Origin of the sequence: Massilimicrobiota sp. An134 (assembly GCF_002160815.1) — a bacterium.
GTDB lineage: Bacteria > Bacillota_I > Bacilli_A > Erysipelotrichales > Coprobacillaceae > Allocoprobacillus > Allocoprobacillus merdigallinarum.
This window is the reverse complement of the sequence record NZ_NFLH01000003.1, coordinates 103683-124084: the sequence shown is the minus strand read 5'-3', so window position 1 is coordinate 124084 and position 20402 is coordinate 103683. Positions and strand designations below refer to the sequence as shown.

18 protein-coding genes are annotated in these 20402 nt (G+C 31.7%); 10 read left to right on the top strand and 8 right to left on the bottom strand.

Annotation, left to right across the window (positions count from 1 at the left end; translation table 11 throughout):
• Positions 1 to 5: 5 nt before the first annotated feature.
• Positions 6 to 1007 carry an ABC transporter ATP-binding protein gene (locus B5E79_RS02565; protein ID WP_164483491.1) on the top strand — a complete coding sequence of 334 codons (1002 nt, stop codon included), beginning with the start codon at positions 6 to 8 and terminating at the stop codon, positions 1005 to 1007.
• On the top strand, positions 1007 to 1972 hold the full coding sequence (locus B5E79_RS02560) for an ABC transporter ATP-binding protein (RefSeq protein WP_087244505.1): 966 nt from the start codon (positions 1007 to 1009) through the stop codon (positions 1970 to 1972). The genes B5E79_RS02565 and B5E79_RS02560 overlap by 1 nt, the downstream gene beginning before the upstream one ends.
• Positions 1973 to 2002: 30 nt before the next feature.
• Here the strand turns inward: B5E79_RS02560 and B5E79_RS02555 are convergent, their stop codons facing one another.
• From B5E79_RS02555 to pepT, 3 genes are all read right to left on the bottom strand, one after another.
• Positions 2003 to 3064: a DUF2812 domain-containing protein gene (locus tag B5E79_RS02555; RefSeq protein ID WP_087296855.1), complete on the bottom strand. Its 1062-nt coding sequence runs from the start codon at positions 3062 to 3064 to the stop codon at positions 2003 to 2005.
• An 83-nt stretch (positions 3065 to 3147) separates the two neighbouring features.
• Positions 3148 to 4518, bottom strand: coding sequence for an aminopeptidase (locus tag B5E79_RS02550; RefSeq protein WP_087296854.1), 1371 nt, complete (start codon positions 4516 to 4518; stop codon positions 3148 to 3150).
• 1 nt (position 4519) lies between these two features.
• Complete coding sequence (gene pepT, locus B5E79_RS02545) at positions 4520 to 5740, bottom strand: peptidase T (RefSeq protein ID WP_087296853.1); 1221 nt, start codon at positions 5738 to 5740, stop codon at positions 4520 to 4522.
• A 90-nt stretch (positions 5741 to 5830) separates the two neighbouring features.
• On the opposite strand from pepT, the gene B5E79_RS02540 reads away from it, so the two are divergent.
• A complete protein-coding gene (locus B5E79_RS02540) occupies positions 5831 to 6562 on the top strand; it encodes a nitroreductase family protein (RefSeq protein WP_087296852.1) in 732 nt (243 codons plus the stop codon).
• Positions 6563 to 6585: 23 nt separating this feature from the next.
• Here the strand turns inward: B5E79_RS02540 and B5E79_RS02535 are convergent, their stop codons facing one another.
• Positions 6586 to 7758, bottom strand: coding sequence for an AI-2E family transporter (locus B5E79_RS02535; RefSeq protein WP_087296851.1), 1173 nt, complete (start codon positions 7756 to 7758; stop codon positions 6586 to 6588).
• Between the two features lie 115 nt (positions 7759 to 7873).
• Here B5E79_RS02535 and B5E79_RS02530 point away from each other — a divergent pair, with 115 nt between their 5' ends.
• Entirely contained in the window at positions 7874 to 8419 is a 546-nt protein-coding gene (locus B5E79_RS02530; protein WP_087245685.1) for a DJ-1 family glyoxalase III, read from the top strand.
• 25 nt (positions 8420 to 8444) lie between these two features.
• On the opposite strand, the gene B5E79_RS02525 is transcribed toward B5E79_RS02530, so the two are convergent.
• From B5E79_RS02525 to B5E79_RS02510, 4 genes are read right to left on the bottom strand one after another with little or no spacing between them, the layout of a single operon-like run.
• Positions 8445 to 8762 (bottom strand): inorganic diphosphatase, encoded by a 318-nt coding sequence (locus B5E79_RS02525; protein ID WP_241147430.1) that lies wholly within the window; start codon positions 8760 to 8762, stop codon positions 8445 to 8447.
• Between the two features lie 14 nt (positions 8763 to 8776).
• Positions 8777 to 9412: a GNAT family N-acetyltransferase gene (locus B5E79_RS02520; RefSeq protein ID WP_087296849.1), complete on the bottom strand. Its 636-nt coding sequence runs from the start codon at positions 9410 to 9412 to the stop codon at positions 8777 to 8779.
• Positions 9409 to 9648 carry a hypothetical protein gene (locus tag B5E79_RS02515; RefSeq protein WP_087296848.1) on the bottom strand — a complete coding sequence of 80 codons (240 nt, stop codon included), beginning with the start codon at positions 9646 to 9648 and terminating at the stop codon, positions 9409 to 9411. The genes B5E79_RS02520 and B5E79_RS02515 overlap by 4 nt, the downstream gene beginning before the upstream one ends.
• Positions 9649 to 9666: 18 nt before the next feature.
• The gene (locus B5E79_RS02510) at positions 9667 to 10371 is read right to left on the bottom strand and encodes a YaaA family protein (protein WP_087296847.1); all 705 of its coding nucleotides are present in this window, start codon (positions 10369 to 10371) and stop codon (positions 9667 to 9669) included.
• A gap of 77 nt (positions 10372 to 10448) precedes the next feature.
• Between B5E79_RS02510 and B5E79_RS02505 the strand changes: the two genes are divergently transcribed.
• The 6 genes from B5E79_RS02505 to pulA all read left to right on the top strand — a co-directional run bounded on the left by B5E79_RS02505 (position 10449) and on the right by pulA (position 20398).
• A complete protein-coding gene (locus B5E79_RS02505; RefSeq protein ID WP_087296846.1) occupies positions 10449 to 11435 on the top strand; it encodes a nucleoid-associated protein in 987 nt (328 codons plus the stop codon).
• 154 nt (positions 11436 to 11589) lie between these two features.
• On the top strand, positions 11590 to 11796 hold the full coding sequence (locus B5E79_RS02500; protein ID WP_087245696.1) for a helix-turn-helix domain-containing protein: 207 nt from the start codon (positions 11590 to 11592) through the stop codon (positions 11794 to 11796).
• Positions 11797 to 11940: 144 nt separating this feature from the next.
• Positions 11941 to 13812: a 1,4-alpha-glucan branching protein GlgB gene (gene glgB, locus B5E79_RS02495; RefSeq protein ID WP_087245702.1), complete on the top strand. Its 1872-nt coding sequence runs from the start codon at positions 11941 to 11943 to the stop codon at positions 13810 to 13812.
• Between the two features lie 16 nt (positions 13813 to 13828).
• Complete coding sequence (locus B5E79_RS02490) at positions 13829 to 16225, top strand: glycogen/starch/alpha-glucan phosphorylase (RefSeq protein ID WP_087296845.1); 2397 nt, start codon at positions 13829 to 13831, stop codon at positions 16223 to 16225.
• A gap of 236 nt (positions 16226 to 16461) precedes the next feature.
• Positions 16462 to 18129, top strand: coding sequence for a Na/Pi cotransporter family protein (locus tag B5E79_RS02485; RefSeq protein WP_087296844.1), 1668 nt, complete (start codon positions 16462 to 16464; stop codon positions 18127 to 18129).
• Between the two features lie 172 nt (positions 18130 to 18301).
• Complete coding sequence (gene pulA / locus B5E79_RS02480; RefSeq protein ID WP_087296843.1) at positions 18302 to 20398, top strand: type I pullulanase; 2097 nt, start codon at positions 18302 to 18304, stop codon at positions 20396 to 20398.
• Positions 20399 to 20402: the final 4 nt, after the last annotated feature.

The window sequence follows — 20402 nt, the reverse complement described above, 5'->3', positions numbered from 1 at the left end:
GGATAATGGCAAAAGTATTAGACATCAAAGATTTATATGTTTCATTCGACACATATGCTGGAGAAGTACAGGCTGTAAGAGGTGTTTCTTATTCTGTGGATGAAGGACAAGTTCTTGCAGTTGTTGGTGAATCTGGTTGTGGTAAGAGTGTAACTGCTCAAACAATCATGAAATTAAATCCTATGCCTCCTGCACGTATCAAATATGGAACTTTAACTTTAGGTGATATTGATATTATTAATACACCAGAAGAAGACATGCAAAAGATTCGTGGAAAAGAAGTGAGTATGATTTTCCAAGATCCTATGACATGTTTAAATCCAACAATGAAAGTTGGTAAACAAATTGTTGAAGCAATTGTTCATCATCAACATTTATCTAAAGAAGAAGCACAAAAGAAAGCTATTGAAATGTTGAAATTAGTACAAATTCCAAATGCTGAAGAAAGAGCAAATCAATATCCTCATCAGTTCTCTGGTGGGATGCGTCAACGTGCTATGATTGCGATGGCTCTATCATGTAATCCAAAATTATTGATTGCTGATGAACCAACAACAGCATTAGATGTAACAATTCAAGCACAGATTATTGATTTATTAGATGATATTAGAAAGAAAACAGGGACAGCAATTGTTTTAATTACTCATGACTTAGGAGTTGTTGCTTCTTTAGCAGATAAAATTGCAGTTATGTATGCAGGAAAAGTTGTTGAAACTGGGACTGCAAATGATATTTTCTATAATCCATCTCATCCATATACAAGTGCATTATTAAACAGTTTACCTAAACACGATACAAATAAATCTGATAAATTATCATCAATTCCTGGGACACCACCTGATTTATTAGATCCACCAAAAGGTTGTGCTTTTGCATCACGTTGTGAAAAATGTATGAAAATCTGTCAAAAGAAACAACCACCTATTTTCAAATTAAATGATGGTCATGAAGCTTCTTGCTGGTTATTGCATAAAGATTGTCCATCATCTCAAGGAGGAAAATCATAATGGCTGATGAAAATATTTTATTAAAAATTGATAATGTTTCTAAACATTTTAGAGTCAGTGGAGGAATTTTAAAGGCTGTTAATGGTGTAAGTCTTGAAATTAAAAAAGGGGAAACTTTAGGTTTAGTTGGTGAATCTGGTTGTGGTAAATCAACATTAGGTCGTGTTGTTATGGGAATTTATGAACCTACAAAAGGTAAGATTGTTTATAATGGAAAAGAAGTTCATATTAATAATGCAAAAAATCGTTTAGCATATGCAAAACATGCACAGATGATTTTCCAAGATCCATATGCGTCATTAAATCCACGTATGACAGTTGAATCAATTATTGCTGAAGGTATGGAAATTCATGGAATGTACACACCTGAAAAAAGAAAACAAAGAGTTCATGAATTACTTGAACTTGTTGGTTTAAATAAAGAACATGCAAACCGTTTCCCTCATGAGTTCTCAGGTGGTCAACGTCAACGTATTGGTATTGCAAGAGCACTGGCTATTGAACCAGAATTCTTAGTATGTGATGAACCAATCTCTGCTTTGGACGTTTCTATCCAATCACAGGTTATTAACTTATTAATTGATTTACAAAAGAAATTAGGATTAACATATTTATTCATTGCTCATGATTTGGATATTGTAAAATATATTTCTGATCGTATTGCAGTTATGTATTTAGGACATTTGGTTGAATTGGGTTCTAGTGAAGAAGTTTATTCTCACTCTTTACACCCATATTCAGAAGCTTTATTATCAGCTGTACCAATTCCTGATCCAAACTTAGAAAAAGAGAAAAAACGTATTATTCTTGAAGGAGATGTCCCAAGTCCAATTGACTTACCAGCTGGATGTCCATTTGCTGGTAGATGTCGTTATGCTACTGAAGAATGTAGAACAACAAAACCAGAACTTGTTGAAGCAAAACCAGGACATTTTGTGGCTTGTCATCATCCTGTGAAAAGATAAAAAAAGTTTATGAAAATTCATAAACTTTTTTTATGCATAAAATTGTGAAATGATTTGGATATTTTCTTCTGTTAATGGAAATGAAGGGATAATGATTGTAACAGACTGATTATGTAAAAGTGTTAATGAAACAATTTCATCATCATAATACCCGTATAGTAATGCTCCATCAATAACAGCGTGATTTCCAGCATATAAACTTGGTAAACCTTTTATTTCAGTAAATCTTTGTTTGGCTTTTTCTGGAGATGAAAATTCAAATTCTTTGACATAAAGAGCTTCGTTCCCATCTTTTGCTTCTTCTAATGAAATGTATGTATGTGGGATAGTAAAACTTGAATAACTTTGACTTGAGAAAGATGTTTCCTTATCAATTTGAAAATCACTTAATTGAATGACTTGATGCTCTTGTTGATGAAATGATTTTTGATTGAATACATCTTCAATTAATCCACCAAAGATAAGAATAATTGTTAGTAATGATAAAAAGAAATAAACGATTCTCATTGACTTGAGTGTTTTTAAAGAAAAGTGAGGTATTCCATTTTTGAGTTGATGATGCATCGTACTCATTTGATGAAAACTAAAGTAATTTCTAAAAATAGAAGTTATAAAAAGGAGAAGAATACCAATATAGGCGAGTGTAATTCCATAACTCATAAACTTATCAAAACTGGCATTATATAAATACTGAGAAAATAAGGTTAAAGCAACGAGAGATATAAAAAATCCAATAAATGAAAGAATTTTAAATGAACCAGTTGCTATATCTTTTTTATCTTCCCAAGAAAAAGGAAGGTCTTTTTGTTTTTTAGAAACAAAAACAAACATATGATGTTTTGCATAAATAGGTTGATATCCTTTTTGTTGATATTTTCTAGCAAAAGCATCTTTATCTTTTTGACGTTCTATTTTTGTAGAACCGATAGTTTTATGAAAATCTATATGATAATAAACAGGATAATCAACTTTATTAAAGATTGTAATGAATGATAGTTCTTGAGTTATGTAACCCTGTTGACCAAGTTTATTAAGTTTGGTTTGTAATAATTCATATTCGTATGGTTTATAGTTCATAATCATAAATTTCATGGTTGTGTAACCTCCTTAATGGGCTTATTATATCAAAGAGATAATCACTTGTCTATGAAAGAAAAAAAGCTCATGATGAGCTTTTATAATTGAAGTAAGAATTGTGTATAAGCTAAGTAAGCTTCATAAACATCAACTTTTGATACAATTTCATGAGGAGCATGCATATTTAAAACAGCAATACCAGCATCAATAACATTCATATCATAATTTCCTAAGATGTAGGCAATAGTACCTCCACCACCTTGATCAACTTTACCAAGTTCAGCAGTTTGGAAATGGACACCAGCTTGATCCATAACATTTCTAATTTTAGCAAAGTATTCAGGATTAGCATCATTGCTTCCGCTTTTACCACGAGAACCTGTGTATTTATTGAAAACAATTCCTTTTCCTAGATATGCGGCATTTTTAGGATCATTCACTTCTTTATATAATGGATCAAAACCTGCACTAACATCACTTGATAACATCATAGAATGAGCTAAAGCTTTTCTAACAGATAAGAATGTATCATCACCACATAAGTGTAAGATTTGAGCAATTGTATTTTCAAAGAATAAAGATTGAGCACCAGTCGCACCAACACTACCAATTTCTTCTTTGTCAACTAAAATACAACAAGATGTATATTGTGGGATTTCCTGAATATCTAAAATAGCTTTTAATGATGTATAAGCACAGACACGATCATCATGTCCATAACCCATAACCATACTTCTATCTAAACCATAATCTCTGGCAGGACCACTTGGTACAACTTCTATTTCTGCACTTAAGAAATCTTCTTCTTCAATATCATATTTTTCTTGAAGAAGTTTTAAAATATTCACTTTAACAGCATCTTTTTCAGTATCTTTTAAAGGAATGCTTCCTAATGTAACATCTAAATTTTCTCCTTCAATCACTTTCGCAGCTGTTTTTTGCATTTGATCAGCAGATAAATGAATTAATAAATCTGTAATACCCACAACAGGATCATGATCATCTTCACCAATCACAACATCAATCTTAGTTCCATCTTTTTTAATAACAACACCATATAATGATAATGGAATTGTAACCCATTGATATTTTTTAACACCACCATAATAATGAGTATCTAATAAAGCAAAACCATCACTTTCATAAAGTGGATTTTGTTTTAAATCCAAACGTGGTGAATCAATATGTGCTCCTAAGATTCTCATTCCATCAACTAATGGTTTTTCTCCCATAATAAATAAAGCTAAGTTTTTATCTTTATTGATCACATAGAATTTATCTCCAGGTTTTAAACTGTTCATATTTTCAATATCTTGAAAACCAGCTTTTTTAGCAAGTTCAACAGATTCTTTTACACAAGCTCTTTCTGTTTTACCGGCTGTTAAGAAAGCTTTATAACCTTCATTAAAATCCATAACATCTTGATATTGATTACTTTCGTATTTGTCCCAAGCATTTTTTGCGTACATTTTATATAACCTCATTTCTTTCAATTATTTTTAATAGAACTTCTACTTGTTTTTTCATCATTGTTAATGATACATACTCAAATGGTCCATGGAAATTATACCCACCTGTACCTAAATTTGGACAAGGAAGTCCCATATATGTTAAATTAGCACCATCAGTACCTCCACGAATAGGTACAGCATATGGCTCAATACCACATTCTTTCATGGCTGCCATGGCATTTTCAACGATGTACATATGTTGTTCAATATGTTCACGCATATTTAAGTAACTTTGTTCAATTGTGACTTTAACCATTGGATATCCATACTTTTGATTTAAGAATGCAGCAATATTTTCAAAATCCTGACATTGTTTTTTAGCTAATGTTAAATCATGATTTCTAATGATGTATTCCATCACTGTTTTTTCACATTTTCCCTGAATATTTTCAAGATGATTAAAACCTTCATATCCTTCTGTATATTCTGGTCTGGCATGAACTGGTAACATAGCATCAAATTCCTGAGCAATGCGAATAGAGTTAATCATCGCATTTTTAGCACTTCCAGGATGAATACTTTTCCCTGTGATTTCTACGACAGCACTAAATGCATTAAAGTTTTCATATTCAATTTCAGCAATATTACCACCATCAATTGTATAAGCATAATCAGCATGGAAAGCTTCTACATCAAAGTTTTCAGTTCCTCGACCGACTTCTTCATCAGGAGTAAAAGCAATCTTAATATCATTGTGCTTGATTTCAGGATGATGGTAAAGATGTTCAGCCATACTCATGATAATCGCAACCCCAGCTTTATCATCTGCACCAAGCAATGTTGTTCCATCAGTTGTGATTAAATCATGATGAATCACATTGAGAAGTTCAGGAAATTCATGAGGATCAAGATATAATTCTTTCTCTTGATTAAGAGTAATTGTTGTTCCCTGATAATCTCTAATGATTTGTGGTTTGACATTTTGACCAGAAGCATCAGGAGAAGTATCCATATGGGCAACAAAACCAATGACTTTTCCATGATCACTGTTTGCTGGAATTGTTCCATAAACAATACCACTTTGATCCAAGTGAGCATCTTCAATACCAATCTTTTTCATTTCTTCAACAAGATATTTTCCTAGTTCTAATTGTTTCATAGAAGAAGGTATTGTTGAAGATTGAGGATCAGATTGTGTATCAAAACTAATATATTTTAAAAATCTTTCTTCTATACTCATTAATCTTACCTCGCTTTCTCTCTTATTATACATGGAAATTCACAAATAATCCATGATTATGATATAATCATAAATAGGGAGGTATTGAAAATGAATCAAACAATTCAGGAATTATTTGACAGAAAATCTGTTCGTGCTTATAGTGATGAAATCATAACGCCAGAGGAAAAAGAATGGATATTAAAATCTGCCTTACAGGCACCGACAGCAGGCAATATGGCTCTTTATTCTATTATTGATATACAGGATCAGTCCTTAAAAGATCAGCTCGCTATCACTTGTGATCATCAGCCATTTATTAGTCAGGCACCTATGGTTTTGCTTTTTTTAGCTGATTATCAAAAATGGTATGATATATATACTCACTATGATAAAGATATCCAACCATTGGAAGAGTCTGATTTGATTTTGGCTTTGGAAGATTGTATGATTGCGGCGCAAAATGCAGTCGTAGCAGCATGGTCTTTAGGAATAGGATCATGTTATATTGGGGATATTTTAGAAAATTTTGAAATTCATCAAAAACTTTTTAATTTACCAAAGTATGCCATTCCAGCAACTTTACTTGTTTTGGGAAAACCAACGCTACAACAACAAAATCGTCCAAAACCACAGCGTTTTGATTTAGCAGATATGGTAAGTGTCAATACTTATCATCATAAAACAATGGATGAAACAAAACAGATGTTTATTAAACAGACTGGTAAAAATGAAGATGAACTCAAAAATTATATACAGGCTTTTGCGAAAAGAAAATTTCATGCTCAATATCGTAAGGAAATGAATCGCTCTGTTAAAAAGATGATCGAATCATGGAAATAATAAAACGGACAAAATGTCCGTTTTTACTCATCAAATTTTTTAATCGTTTTATCAGTGATTTCAATATGTTTACGATATAATGAAATATTAACAACGCGACTTCCTACAGCATAGATTAAAGCCATGCTTGGAACCGCAATTAATAATCCAAAGAATCCAAATAAGTTTCCAAAAATAACTAATGCTAATAAGACATATAATCCAGAAATACCAACAGCTCCGCCTACAACACGAGGATAAATAATATTGGCTTCAAATTGCTGAATAATCACAAAGCAGATTGTAAAGATAATAGCTTGTGTAGAGTTAATAGCTAATACTAAAATAAAACTGATTGCAAATCCAAAATAACCTCCAAACATTGGAATAAGACTGGAAATACCAATAATAAAGGCAATCAATTCTGGGAAAGGTAAGCCTGTTATTCTAAAGCCGACATACATTAAAAACATTAAAATACAGCTTTCTAACAGCTGACCAGAAACAAAACCATTAAAATAATGATTGGCTTCGGCACCAATATCAAAAATCACCAATGAACGATGATATCCAAATAAGAAAGTCACAATTTTCTTTAACTGTCTTAAATGCGTTTCTTTATTGGCCAGTAAATAGATAGCCATAATAAAAGATGTAATCGCATTAATAAAAACACCAAAGATACCAATAGATTGAAAAATAAGATGAATTCCAGCATTCCCTAAAATATTACCACTTTGAGAAAGCAAATGATTCAAATCAAGGCTTGTTAGAGCCTGTTGAATAGATTCATAATTAATCGCATAATTGATATGGAAATGAGCTAAGGCATCATTAATCATTGTGACGAGACGATCAGCATAATTAAAAATATTTGTAATAATTAAGGCAATACTTTCACCAAGTCTAGGAATAATAAATGCTGAAAAGAGAATAATCAAGATAACAGCCAATATTAATGTTGTTGCAATACTTAAACCTCTTTTCAGTCCTTTACGTTTGATCTTTTTACCATACAAATGTTCAATCTTACGCATAGGTATATTTAAAATAAAAGCAATAATAATAGCGATATATAAAGGTGTCGCAAGTGCTAAGATATCACTGAGTATAGCAAAAACAGTTTCATAATTAAAAACAACAAAAGCCAGTAAAATGGCATATGTTAAATAAAAAATTGTTTTATTTTTTTTGACTATTTGACTTTTGTCAATCATAGGTTCACCTTCTTTTATGGTTATAATCATAACATAATTGCTTATAAAAGTGTAGTTCATTGTTTATTTAAAAAAATATGTTAAAATAAAGAAAAGAATCAAAGGAGGAATGAAGATGAAAGCAGCTGTTTTATTTAAAGATGGTTTTGAAGAATTAGAAGCATTAAGTGTTGTTGATGTGTTAAGAAGAGCACAATTGACATGTCTAATGGTTGGAATGGATGCAATGAGTGTTAAAAGTTCACATGGTATAGAAGTCAAAATGGATCAGTTGTTTGATGAAAGTGTTTATGATGTGGATATTGTTGTTTTACCTGGTGGTTTACCTGGAGCGACATCTCTTCGTGATGATCAAAGAGTGATAGATATTTTAAAAAGTTTTAATGAACAGGGAAAATGGATTGGAGCCATTTGTGCAGGGCCTATTTCATTAGAAAAAGCCAATGTCATAAGCAATAAGAAATTCACTTGTTATCCAGGATTTGAAAAAGAAATTCCTTCAGGGATTTATCAGGATGTATTAGTATGCTGTGATCAGAATATGATTACAGGACGTGGACCTGCCGCTGCTTTGGAATTTGCCTATACAATCTTAGAAAAATTAGGACAGCCTTCAAAAGATATTCGTGAAGGTATGCAATATCATTATTTAGTAAAGTAAAAACGACTTCTCTCATAGAAAGTCGTTAGAAATGTGAAATCATCATTTCAATTTCATATTCAAAGAATTGTTCTTGGAAATAGACATATTGTTCTATTTCTTTTTTTGTATAGGTTTTTGATATAGGAGCAATAACCCATTTATCTTCATTATCATTGAAACGATGAATAATGGCAATGACTTTTCCTGTAAAATGAGATAAAGGTATATCAACACCAATAACATAGGCATCTTGATATTCTCCATCACCACCTATGATTCCTTCAATGTATCCATAGTTAATAGGGTAATATAGATTTTTATGTTGAGGGTGAAAACTGCCCATAGGACGATCAATAGTCACGGTAACTTGCATATTTATTCTATAAATGAGCGACTGATAATCGCAAATTCATCTTGACTGGCAAGATGTATCTTTTCCATTTTTTCTAAGGAATCATCAAAATCTTTCGCAACTTGTGGATCAAATGCCATAGCTGGACTTTCATAATAAGTCCATGAGTGATGATCTAAAACATGAGGAACTAAAGTTTTCACCAGCAATGCTGTTGGATATTTTCCATTTTCTAGACTGACATGAAAGTCTTTACAGCTTTGAAATCCCAAACGAACATAAGCTCCAGGATTGCCTAAAATGACAATAGTATCATATCCAAGCTGATAGGCTTCTTTCATGGAGTGTTCAATCAGTCTTTTTCCATAACCCTGTTTTTGATATTCAGGTAAAATGCAGACAGGACCAAAAGTGAGAACAACTTTTTCATTTTTATTTTCATCTATAAGCTTTGCTTTGGTATACATGATATTCCCAATAATTTTTCCATCTTTTTCTAAAACAAAATCTAATTCATGAATAAAATCTTCATGATTACGAATGATATGTGCTAAATAATGTTTATAACATCCAGGCATATAAACGTTATAAAAGGATTGTCTAATAACATTTTCTACTGTCATATAATCTTTTTTCTCTTCATGACGAATGGTAATCATTTGTTTCTTTCCTCTCTTAGTTGATTTATTTTTTTGACAATGATGTAGCTACAACAAATGATAATGGCTCCAATCAGTGCAATACCACTGTATATTGGCATCAGATATGAAAGCACATAGTCATCTCCGCCTACAATAAGAAATGATAGAATATAAGATAAAAAATAAGAGTTCAAGATAAACAACCCTATAAAAGATCCAATCCCAATAACAATAACTTTTTCACTTTTTAACATACTAATATCCTTTTTATATTATAGGACTTTGACGAATGCTAAAGTACCTTCTTGATTATAATCTGGCTGATATGTAAAACCATCAATATTGAGTGTTTTCAATTCATCCAATGTACAAATTTCATTTAAGACCATCTGATTTAACATCTGACCACGGGCTTTTTTAATAATCATGGCGTTTCTTTTCATTTTCCCCTGATCATTGATCATGAAATCTATAAAATAGATATGAGGATGTCTTAACATACTTGTAAATTCTTTAGATGCTAAAGAAATAATGAAATCAACTTGTTCAAAGTGTTGATATAAAGGTGTATACCAATAATCATATAAGTTAATATGATCAGGTTTCATTGTCATATCTAAACGATAAGGGGTTATCAAAGTATTGTATTTTAAAACACCATAGTAAGCATCTAAAATACGTAAATGTTCTAAGAGATAATCATGGTGATTTATGTAAGATGCTAATTCAAGTTGTTTAAAAACAGTTCCCTGATAAAAAGCTAAAGCAGGATGAGCAGTCTGTTCTTCATGAAAATACTGATACACTTGAGCCGCCTGTTTATAAGATATTTTCATGAGCTGACATAACTGTTCATCATTATATTGTTTTAAAATGTTTGTAAGATATTGTGTTTCTTCTGGAAATAAAGGTTTACTACCAACAAAAGGAATCTTTTGATATTTCATTGTTTTACTTGGGGCAATGACAATTTTCATAATTTCACCTCGAGATTATTATAAAGTATTTAATGTCATAGATAAAGAAATATGTTATAATCTTTGCGGGTGGTAAGATGAATACAATAGTCATAAATAAAATTTTAATGCATATGTTAGATTTTGAACATCGTAAGATTTATCATTCTACTGATTTTGTCGATATGAATGAAACATCTATTGATTATTATCGTAAGAAAGTAGAAAAAGCTTTAAATTCTTCTTCACTCAAAGAATTAACAGTTGGTTCTTTACATGAAATGATGTTAAGAAGTGACAAGATGATTGAAAGTGATGAAGAATTTATCAAACAGGCACATGAAATGACGGACAAATTATTTGCGTTAGGTTCAGTTATAGAAGAAATGCCTAACAGCAATGTGCTGTTTGTGGATTGTTATAAAAATGGGGAAAGATATGTGGCAGCCTTAAAGCTCAACTATCGTTATATTCCTATGAGTGTGATTGATGAAGAAAACATTCGTATTACCAAAAAACAGGTTTTACCAACAATGGGTTCTCCTGTGGATGAAGCGATTGTTGTGAATGTGGATGCTAAAAAATTATTTTTAATTGAAAAGAAATATATGATTGATGGAAGAATGGATTTCTATTTGAATGCACAGTGGATTAAAGGTGAAGAAAAGTTGACGGATAAACAAAAAATGTCAACAATGAAAAAAGTTGTGAAAAAGATGGATGATACTTATAATGTCAATGATGGAAAAGCTTTACCTTTAATGAAGCATGAAATTCAGGAAAGAATTGATACAAATCAACCTGTTAAACCATTGGAAATTGTGAAAAAAGTATTGGAATCTGATGGTCAGGCACAGGAAGAAAGTGAAATCATGATGAAAGATTTAGGCATTGATGAAGAAGATCGTATTGAAAGCTTATCTTTAACATCAATGGATAAATGTAAGCTAGTGTTAGATGATGATATTGAAATTAGCTTACCAATAGAAGAATACTTATCTGGAGATAAGGTAGAAAAAGTGAAACAGGAAGATGGAACATATTCTATTTTATTGAAAGATGTCAGTGAAGTTATTGTCAAATAATATTCAAACAAGAAGTATGATTTGAAGATAGAAGAAGCATTTTTGAGTCATACTTTTTCATTGACAGAAGGTTAGTACATGTCATTATAGTTACATTTTTCAATATATTCATAATCTTAAGAAATGGGCATAATAAAATAGAGGCTGTGATAGGATGATTAGTTATGCACCATTATTTAAGACAATGAAGGAAAAATCTATAACAACATATGCCCTTATCCATCAATATGGAATTAATTCAAGAACAATCCATAATATTAAACATGGAAAGGGTATTTCAACATATACTTTAGAAAAAATATGTGAAGCATTAGATTGTACACCTAATGACGTTATTGAATTTATCAAAGAGGCAGAGTAATCTGTCTTTTTTTATATTCAATATATGTAGAAAACATCATAGAAAATAGGAGATAGAAGCTCATTAAAAATCCTCATTTGACAAATAATGGGTGCTTTTTCAAGCGTTTTCATGTATAATAAAAACTATGAAAGGGGTTTTAATATGGCACAATTGGATAACTTTTTGATACAACTTTTCCATGAGGGAAATTGTTTAGAGATGTATAGAGTTTTTGGTGCGCATTTTGAGGAATTAGATGGACAAAAGGGTGTAAGATTTACCGTTTATGCTCCAAATGCAAGAAGTGTGCAGGTTGTTGGTGATTTTAATCAATGGAATGGCGAAAATCATTATATGGAAAAATATACTGATGGGGGTATTTATACTTTATTTATTCCAAAAATCAAACAATATGATACATATAAATATCGTATTGAAACACCCAATGGATCTTGGGTTGATCGTGCAGATCCATATGCTTTCTTTAGTGAATTAAGACCAGGAACAGCGTCTAAAGTTTATAAAATTGATGGCTTTAGATGGGCTGATAAACGCTGGTTAAATAAACGTACAAAGAATTTTGATAGAGTTTTAAATATCTATGAAGCCAATATTGGTTCATGGAAAATGAAAAAGGATTTTACGGATGAAGAAGATGGTGAATATTACAGCTATGAAGAAATGATTGATCAGATCATTCCTTATGTTGTAGAAAATGGTTTTTCACATATTGAACTGATGCCATTGACTGAATTCCCATTTGATGGTTCATGGGGATATCAGGCAACAGGTTATTTTAGTGCAACAAGCCGTTATGGAAATCCAAAACAGTTAATGGCATTTATTAATGCCTGCCATAAAAATAACATTGGTGTCATTATGGATTTTGTTCCAGCACACTTTGTAAAAGATGGACATGGGTTACATCAGTTTGATGGTGGTTTTGTTTATGAATATCCTGATATTAATTTAAGATATACGGAGTGGGATAGCTGTTATTTTGATTTAGGAAGAGAAGAAGTTCGTAGTTTCTTGATGTCTTCTGTTCATTTCTGGGCAAATTACTTCCATGTTGATGGTATTCGTTTTGATGCGATCAGTAATTTGATTTACTGGAAAGGAAATAAGGAACGTGGCGTTAATGATGGCGCTATTGAATTCATGAAACGTATGAATTCACATATGAATGGATTATTCCCAGGTGTCATGTTGATTGCGGAAGATTCAACAGATTATCCAAATGTTACAACAGCTCCACAATCTGGAGGATTAGGATTTGATTATAAATGGGATTTAGGTTGGATGAATGATACATTGGCTTATTTTAAAAAGGATCCAATTTATCGACAATATCCAGATGTCCATAATAAACTTACATTCTCTATGATGTACTTCTATCGTGAAAATTATATTTTACCATTCTCACATGATGAAGTGGTTCATAGTAAAGGAACAATTCTAGATAAAATGTGGGGAAATAATGACCAGAAGTTTGCGCAATGTAAGTCTTTGTATTTATATATGATGACACATCCTGGTAAGAAATTGAACTTTATGGGAAATGAGCTGGCTGAATATAAAGAATGGGATGAAAAGAAAGCTTTAGGATGGGTATTATTGAAATTCCCACAACATGATTCTTTCCATAGATATTTTCATGACTTAAATCATCTGATTTTAAAACATCCTGCTTTATATCAGTATGATTATTATCCAGAAGGATTTGAATGGCTCGTTGTTGATGATATGAAACAAAGTGTCTTTGCTTATGCACGTTATGCACCAGATGGGGAAGTGCTTGTCTGCGTGATGAACTTTGTAGGAAATACACATCATGGTTATCGTATTCCAGTTCCCGTAGCAGGAACTTATAAAGAGATTATTAATACGGATACGGACTACTATACAGGAAGCAATTTCACGAATAAACGTGCTATCAAATCACAAAAAATACACGCTGTCAACAAAGAAAATTCAATTTTGGTTGACATTGCACCATTTTCGAGTATGATATTTGAATTGAAGAGAAAATAGTTGAGGGAGACGAGATATGTTTAAGACAAAAGAAGAATTTAAATATGAGTTTTCAAGAAGAATTATTGAATCTTACGGACGTACAGTAGAAGAATCACACATTACAGAAAAGTTCATGACACTTGAAAGAATGGTTCGTGATTATGCATCTGTCAATTGGGCTATGACAAAAATGGCTACAAAAACAAATTACCAAAAACAAGTTCATTACTTCTCTATGGAGTTTTTGATTGGACGTTTATTGGTAAACAATATGATGAATTTAGGTATTTATGAGATTGCCAAAGAAGGATTAGCAGATTATGGAATTAATATCCATGATTTGGAAGAATTAGAATCTGACGCAGGACTTGGAAATGGTGGTTTAGGAAGACTTGCTGCCTGCTTCATGGATTCATTAGCTTCACTTTCTTATCCAGCATTTGGAAATACAATTCGTTATGAATATGGTTTATTTAAACAGAAAATTGAAAATGGATATCAAGTTGAAGTTCCTGATCAATGGTTAAAATTAGGAAATATGTGGGAAGTGAGAAAACCTAAACATGCTGTTGATGTTAAATTCTGGGGACATGTTGTATGGAATGAAGAAACTGGTAAATGGGATCATGTTGATGCTGAATGTGTCAAGGCTGTTCCTTATGATATGCCAATTGTTGGTAATGATACAACTGTCACAAATACACTCCGTTTATGGTCTTCAGAACCAAGTGATGAAATTCCATCTAATAAAGATTTTAGACAATATGCTCAAGAAGTCAGAGATATCTGTCAGACATTATATCCTGATGATTCAACACTTGCTGGACGTACATTACGTTTAAAACAACAATATTTCTTTGTATCAGCAGGATTACGTGCTATTATTAAAAATCATTTAAGAGTTTATCCATCATTATCTAATTTCCATGAAAAGAATGTTATTCAGTTAAATGATACACATCCAGTATTGGTGATTCCTGAATTGATGAGAATCTTAATTGATGAATATGATATGGATTGGGATGAAGCATGGCATATTACAACACAAACATGTGCCTATACAAATCATACAATCTTATCAGAAGCCTTGGAAAAATGGCCAATTTCAACAATGCAGGCATTACTTCCAAGAGTTTATCAGATTATCGAAGAAATCAATAGAAGATTTATTGGATATGTGAAACATATCAGTGATAATGATGAAGATTTATTAAATCGTGTGATGATTTTAAAAGATGGACAAGTACATATGGCTCATCTTGCCATTGTAGGAAGTTTTAGTGTTAATGGTGTTGCTAGACTTCATACACAAATTTTAATGGAACAGGAAATGAAAGATTTCTATTTCTTATATCCAAAGAAATTCAACAATAAAACAAATGGTATTACACATCGTAGATGGTTAGCTTATTCAAATCCTGAATTATCATCATTATTAAATGAAACAATTGGAAATGATTGGATTAAACATCCAGAAGAATTAGAAAAACTAATGGATTATGTTGATGATTCTATTGTTCAAGGTAAATTCTACAATGTCAAACAACAAAGAAAACAAGTTTTAGCTGATTATATTTATAAACACAATGGTATTAAAGTTGATGTGAATAGTATTTTTGATATTCAAGTCAAAAGATTACATGCTTATAAACGACAATTATTAAATATCATGCACGTGATTTATTTATATCAGCAAATGAAGATGAATCCTGAATTTAAGATTTATCCAAGAACATTTATCTTTGGTGCAAAAGCAGCTCCTGCTTACTATTTCGCAAAGAAAGTTATCAAATTAATTAATAGTGTTGCAGATGTTGTGAATAATGATCCTGAAACAAATCCATATTTAAAAGTTGTCTTTATTGAAAACTATGGTGTCACAATTGCTGAAAAGATTATGCCTGCTGCAGATGTTTCTGAACAGATTTCAACAGCTGGTAAAGAAGCAAGTGGTACAGGTAATATGAAATTTATGATGAATGGTGCTGTCACAGTAGGAACACTTGACGGTGCTAATGTGGAAATTGCTGAACGTGTTGGTGATGACAATGTAATTATCTTTGGATTAAAAGATAATGAAATTAATGAATTAAGATGGAATGGTCAATATAACGCATGGGATTATTATAATAATGATCCACGTATTAAACATGTTGTTGACTCATTAGTTGATGGAACATTCCATGAATCACGTGAAGAATTCAGAATGATCTTTGATGAATTGATGAATCGTAATGATGAATACTTCTTATTTGCCGATTTTGAAGCTTACTTAAAAGCTCAGGCAAAAGTAGATGAATTATATCGTGATCGTTCAAGATGGTCTAAAATGTGTCTTGTCAATATCGCAAAATCTGGATATTTCTCATCAGATCGTACAATTGAAGAATACGTTAAGGATATCTGGAAATTAGATAGAGTGAAAAGATAAAAAAATGGAAACCAATGAGAATTAGATCTCATTGGTTTTTTTACGCATTTAAAATTGAAAATAGGGAATAATAGTTATTTATAAAGAGTCTTGATGGATAGAATATCTTTGTTGATATTTTTTTATTAAGATTTTTTAACAAAAGCTGATAAAATCAAATCTTTTTTTGTAAAATTCATGTTTACATTATGTAAAGATTATGTTAAGTTTGTTTTGTGTGTAAATAGGAGGAAGAGATGGAACTGACAAACATATTCTCTATGCTAGGTGGGCTAGCTTTATTCCTTTATGGGATGACAATGATGTCAACTGGTTTGGAGCTGGCTGCCGGGAATAAGATGAAGTCAATTTTGGAAAAATTGACAACAAATCGTTTTTTAGGAACGCTGGTAGGAGCTTTAACCACAGCAATCATGCAATCATCTTCTGCCACAACAGTTATGGCAGTAGGATTTGTCAATGCAGGACTTATGCAATTAAAAAATGCTGTATGGGTCATCATGGGTGCCAATATTGGGACAACAATCACAGGACAGTTGATTGCCTTGGATATTACAGCTTTAGCACCTATTATTGCTTTTATTGGGGTTGTGTTGATTGCCTTTTTCAAAAGCAAGAAACTTGATGCAATTGGTGAAATTATTGCTGGTTTAGGTATTTTATTTATGGGAATGGAAATGATGTCTGGTGCTATGGCACCATTAAGAAGTTCACCAGAATTTGCGAATATTGTCGCAAACTTTGAAAATCCATTGATTGGTATTTTGGTGGGTGCAGTCTTTACTGCCATCATTCAGTCATCATCAGCATCAGTAGGTATTTTACAGGCGTTAGCGATGAGTGGAGTTGTAACTTTACCATCAGCCATTTATGTTTTATTTGGACAAAATATCGGAACATGTATTACGGCTGTATTGGCTTCCATTGGTGCTAATCGTAATGCCAAACGTACAACCATTATTCATTTATCATTCAATATTATAGGAACAATTATCTTTGTTATTATTAGTATGCTGACACCATTTGCTGCGTTTATGGAGTCATTGACACCAGGTAATGTCGTGTCACAAATTGCCAATGTACATACAGTATTTAATGTTGTGACAACAATCATCTTGTTGCCAATTGGAACAAAACTAGTCGATTTATCATTCATTATTTTACCAGAAAAACCAGAATTGGAAGGAAAGATGCAGTTAAAATACTTAGACTTTGGTATTTTTACAAACGACTATCATATTGGAACAAGTGCTATTGCGAATACGCAGTTGTTCAACGAAACACAGAACATGCTAGATGTTGCAATAGACAATGTTCGTAAATCATTTGAACTTTTGATAGAGTTCAAGGAAGACAAATATGAAAAGCTACAAAAGAATGAAGAATATATCAACTATCTCAATAAAAATATTGTAGACTTTACAACAAATGCGATTTCAACAGAATTTCCAGTAGAAGGATCACAGGCTATTGGTTTATTCATGAAGATATCATCAGACATTGAAAGAATTGGAGATCATGCGGTGAATATAGCCCAAAGGGCCGAGCTACTTCAAAGTGAAGACAGACGATTCTCACATGAAGCTATGGATGAGATAGGAATCATGAGCAGTCTTTGTGTCAATATACTAGATGAGCTGAGAATCATGAATTATGATGAGTTCAGTAGCATTGTAGACAAAGTTGATGTAATAGAAGAGAACATAGACAAGACACATCATCAGTTTACAGTGAATCAGCTTAAGAGATTAAAAGATAAAAAATGTACAACAGAGAACAGTGTTGTCTATACAAAAATTCTTACAGATTTTGAAAGAATTGGAGATCATGGATTGAACATAGCCGAAGGTTTCTATAAAGCAAGAGAAGCAATGAAAGCTATGAAGATGATAGAACATCAATAAAAAGCAGATATACCTATTGAAAGGTATATTTGTTTTTTTATATGACAATTGATATAAAGTATCAAACCTAAACAAGAAAAGTAAAGGGGTTACATTCTTTGATAGTTTTTTAGATTTGTTTATGTTATACTTGGAATGGTTAATAGTCGTGTTAAAGAGAAAGGATGGTTATATGGAAGAAAGTGCAGTAAGGATGAAAGCTTATGCAGTTGCTTTTGATGAGATTAGAGTTTACTTATCTAAAGGATATTATAATGGCATTAGTAGCCAATTTTATATTAAAAATATTGAAAATGATGAATTGATACCATTGAATGGAGATTCGTTGAATAATAGTAGTCAGGACGGATTTCAGGAATATGTATTTCATACCAATTTTACAATGGGAAAAGTTTATAAGGTTGTTGATGCCTATGGTTTAAGCTGTTATTTAGATTTTTCAAAACTATCTATGTGTGAAGAATTTGATGAATTATATTTTTATGATCATAATGATTTAGGAAATCAATATACAAAAGAGAAAACAACATTCAAAGTATGGGCACCACTTGCGACTGGTGTTATTTTGAAAGTCATGAAATGGAATGGAGAAACAGAATTGTTCCCAATGAAAAGGCAAAAAAAAGGTGTTTATTTTGTTGAAGTCTGCGAAGATTTAGAATTGGAACAATATGTTTATTTAATCAGACATACAAACAGTTATGAAGTGACTTTAGATCCTTATGCTTATTCTTCATCATCAAATGGACGTGCCAGCATTATTGTGGATTTAGAAAAAGTGCCATGTCGTCAGTTTGATTTACCAATTTTAGAGAAAATGACTGATATGGTAATTTATGAAACAAGTGTTAGAGATTTTTCTATGTCTTCTACCAGTGGGATGAAAAATAAAGGAAAGTTTTTGGCTTTTACAGAATTAAATACATCAACAGATAGTGGAAATCCAACGGGATTAGATTATTTATCATGTTTAGGTATTACCCATTTACAGCTCATGCCTATTGCTGATTTTGCGACAGTGGATGAAAAGAATCCATTGGAATTATATAACTGGGGATATGATCCATTAGCTTATAATGTGACAGAAGGAAGCTATGTGACAGATCCAGACGATGGTTATATGCGTATTACTGAAGCACAACGAATGGTTGAAGCATTACATTCTAGAGGTATTCGTGTTGTGATGGATGTTGTTTTTAATCATATGCATGATGTCAATATCAATGCTCTTGAAAGAACAGTGCCTTATTATTTCTTTAGAAGAAATGAAGATGGTAGCCTTTCTAATGGTTCATGGTGTGGTAATGATTTAAATACAACAGCACTGATGTGTCGTAAATATATTTTAGATATGTGTAGACGCTGGCAGGTTTTGTATGGTATTGATGGATTCCGTTTTGATTTAATGGGTATCATTGACCAGGAAACAATGAAACTTGTAGATGCACAAGGAAAAGCTTTAGATCCTTCATTTGTTGTTTATGGTGAAGGATGGAATATGCCTACAGCTTTAGATGAAGAGATGCGTACAACGATTCAAAATAATTTGAAAACACCATATATTGGATTCTTTAATGATTTCTTTAGAGATACATTAAGAGGTACGAATCAGATGGAAACAAAAGGTTATTTTTCTGGTGATACGTATAAAACAAATGATGCGATGAAAGCTATTTGTAATTTAGATATGTTTGCGAAAATTACACAATCTATTAATTATGTAGAATGTCATGATAATGCGACATGTTATGATAAATTACAGATTTCGAATTATGATGAATCTGAAAAGATTAGAAAAAGACGTTCACGTCTGATGATGGCCGCAGTGATTTTATCGCAAGGTGTTCCTTTCTTGCATAGTGGACAGGAATTCTTTAGAACAAAAGGTGGACTTTCTAATACATATAATGCTGGTGATCAGGTTAATGCATTAGATTGGAATCGTAAAGATATGGAAATTGATACAACTCAATTTGTACAGTTTTTAATTCACCTTAGAAAAAATAATCCTTGTTTTAGATATGGAAGTTATGATATGATACGTAAAAATGTGAAAACAGAAAATATTAATCATCGCATGATTAAATATTCATTACATCAAAATGAAGGAGAATATAAGGATTTTATCATATACTTTAATGCTTCTCTAGAAACACTTCAGGTTGAAGTAGAAGATGGTTTCCAACTTTTATATCATAGTGAAAAAGGTAAAATTTTAGATCATCAATTAGATGTGAATGGAGTTTGTCTAGCGATATTAGTAAGATAGGAGT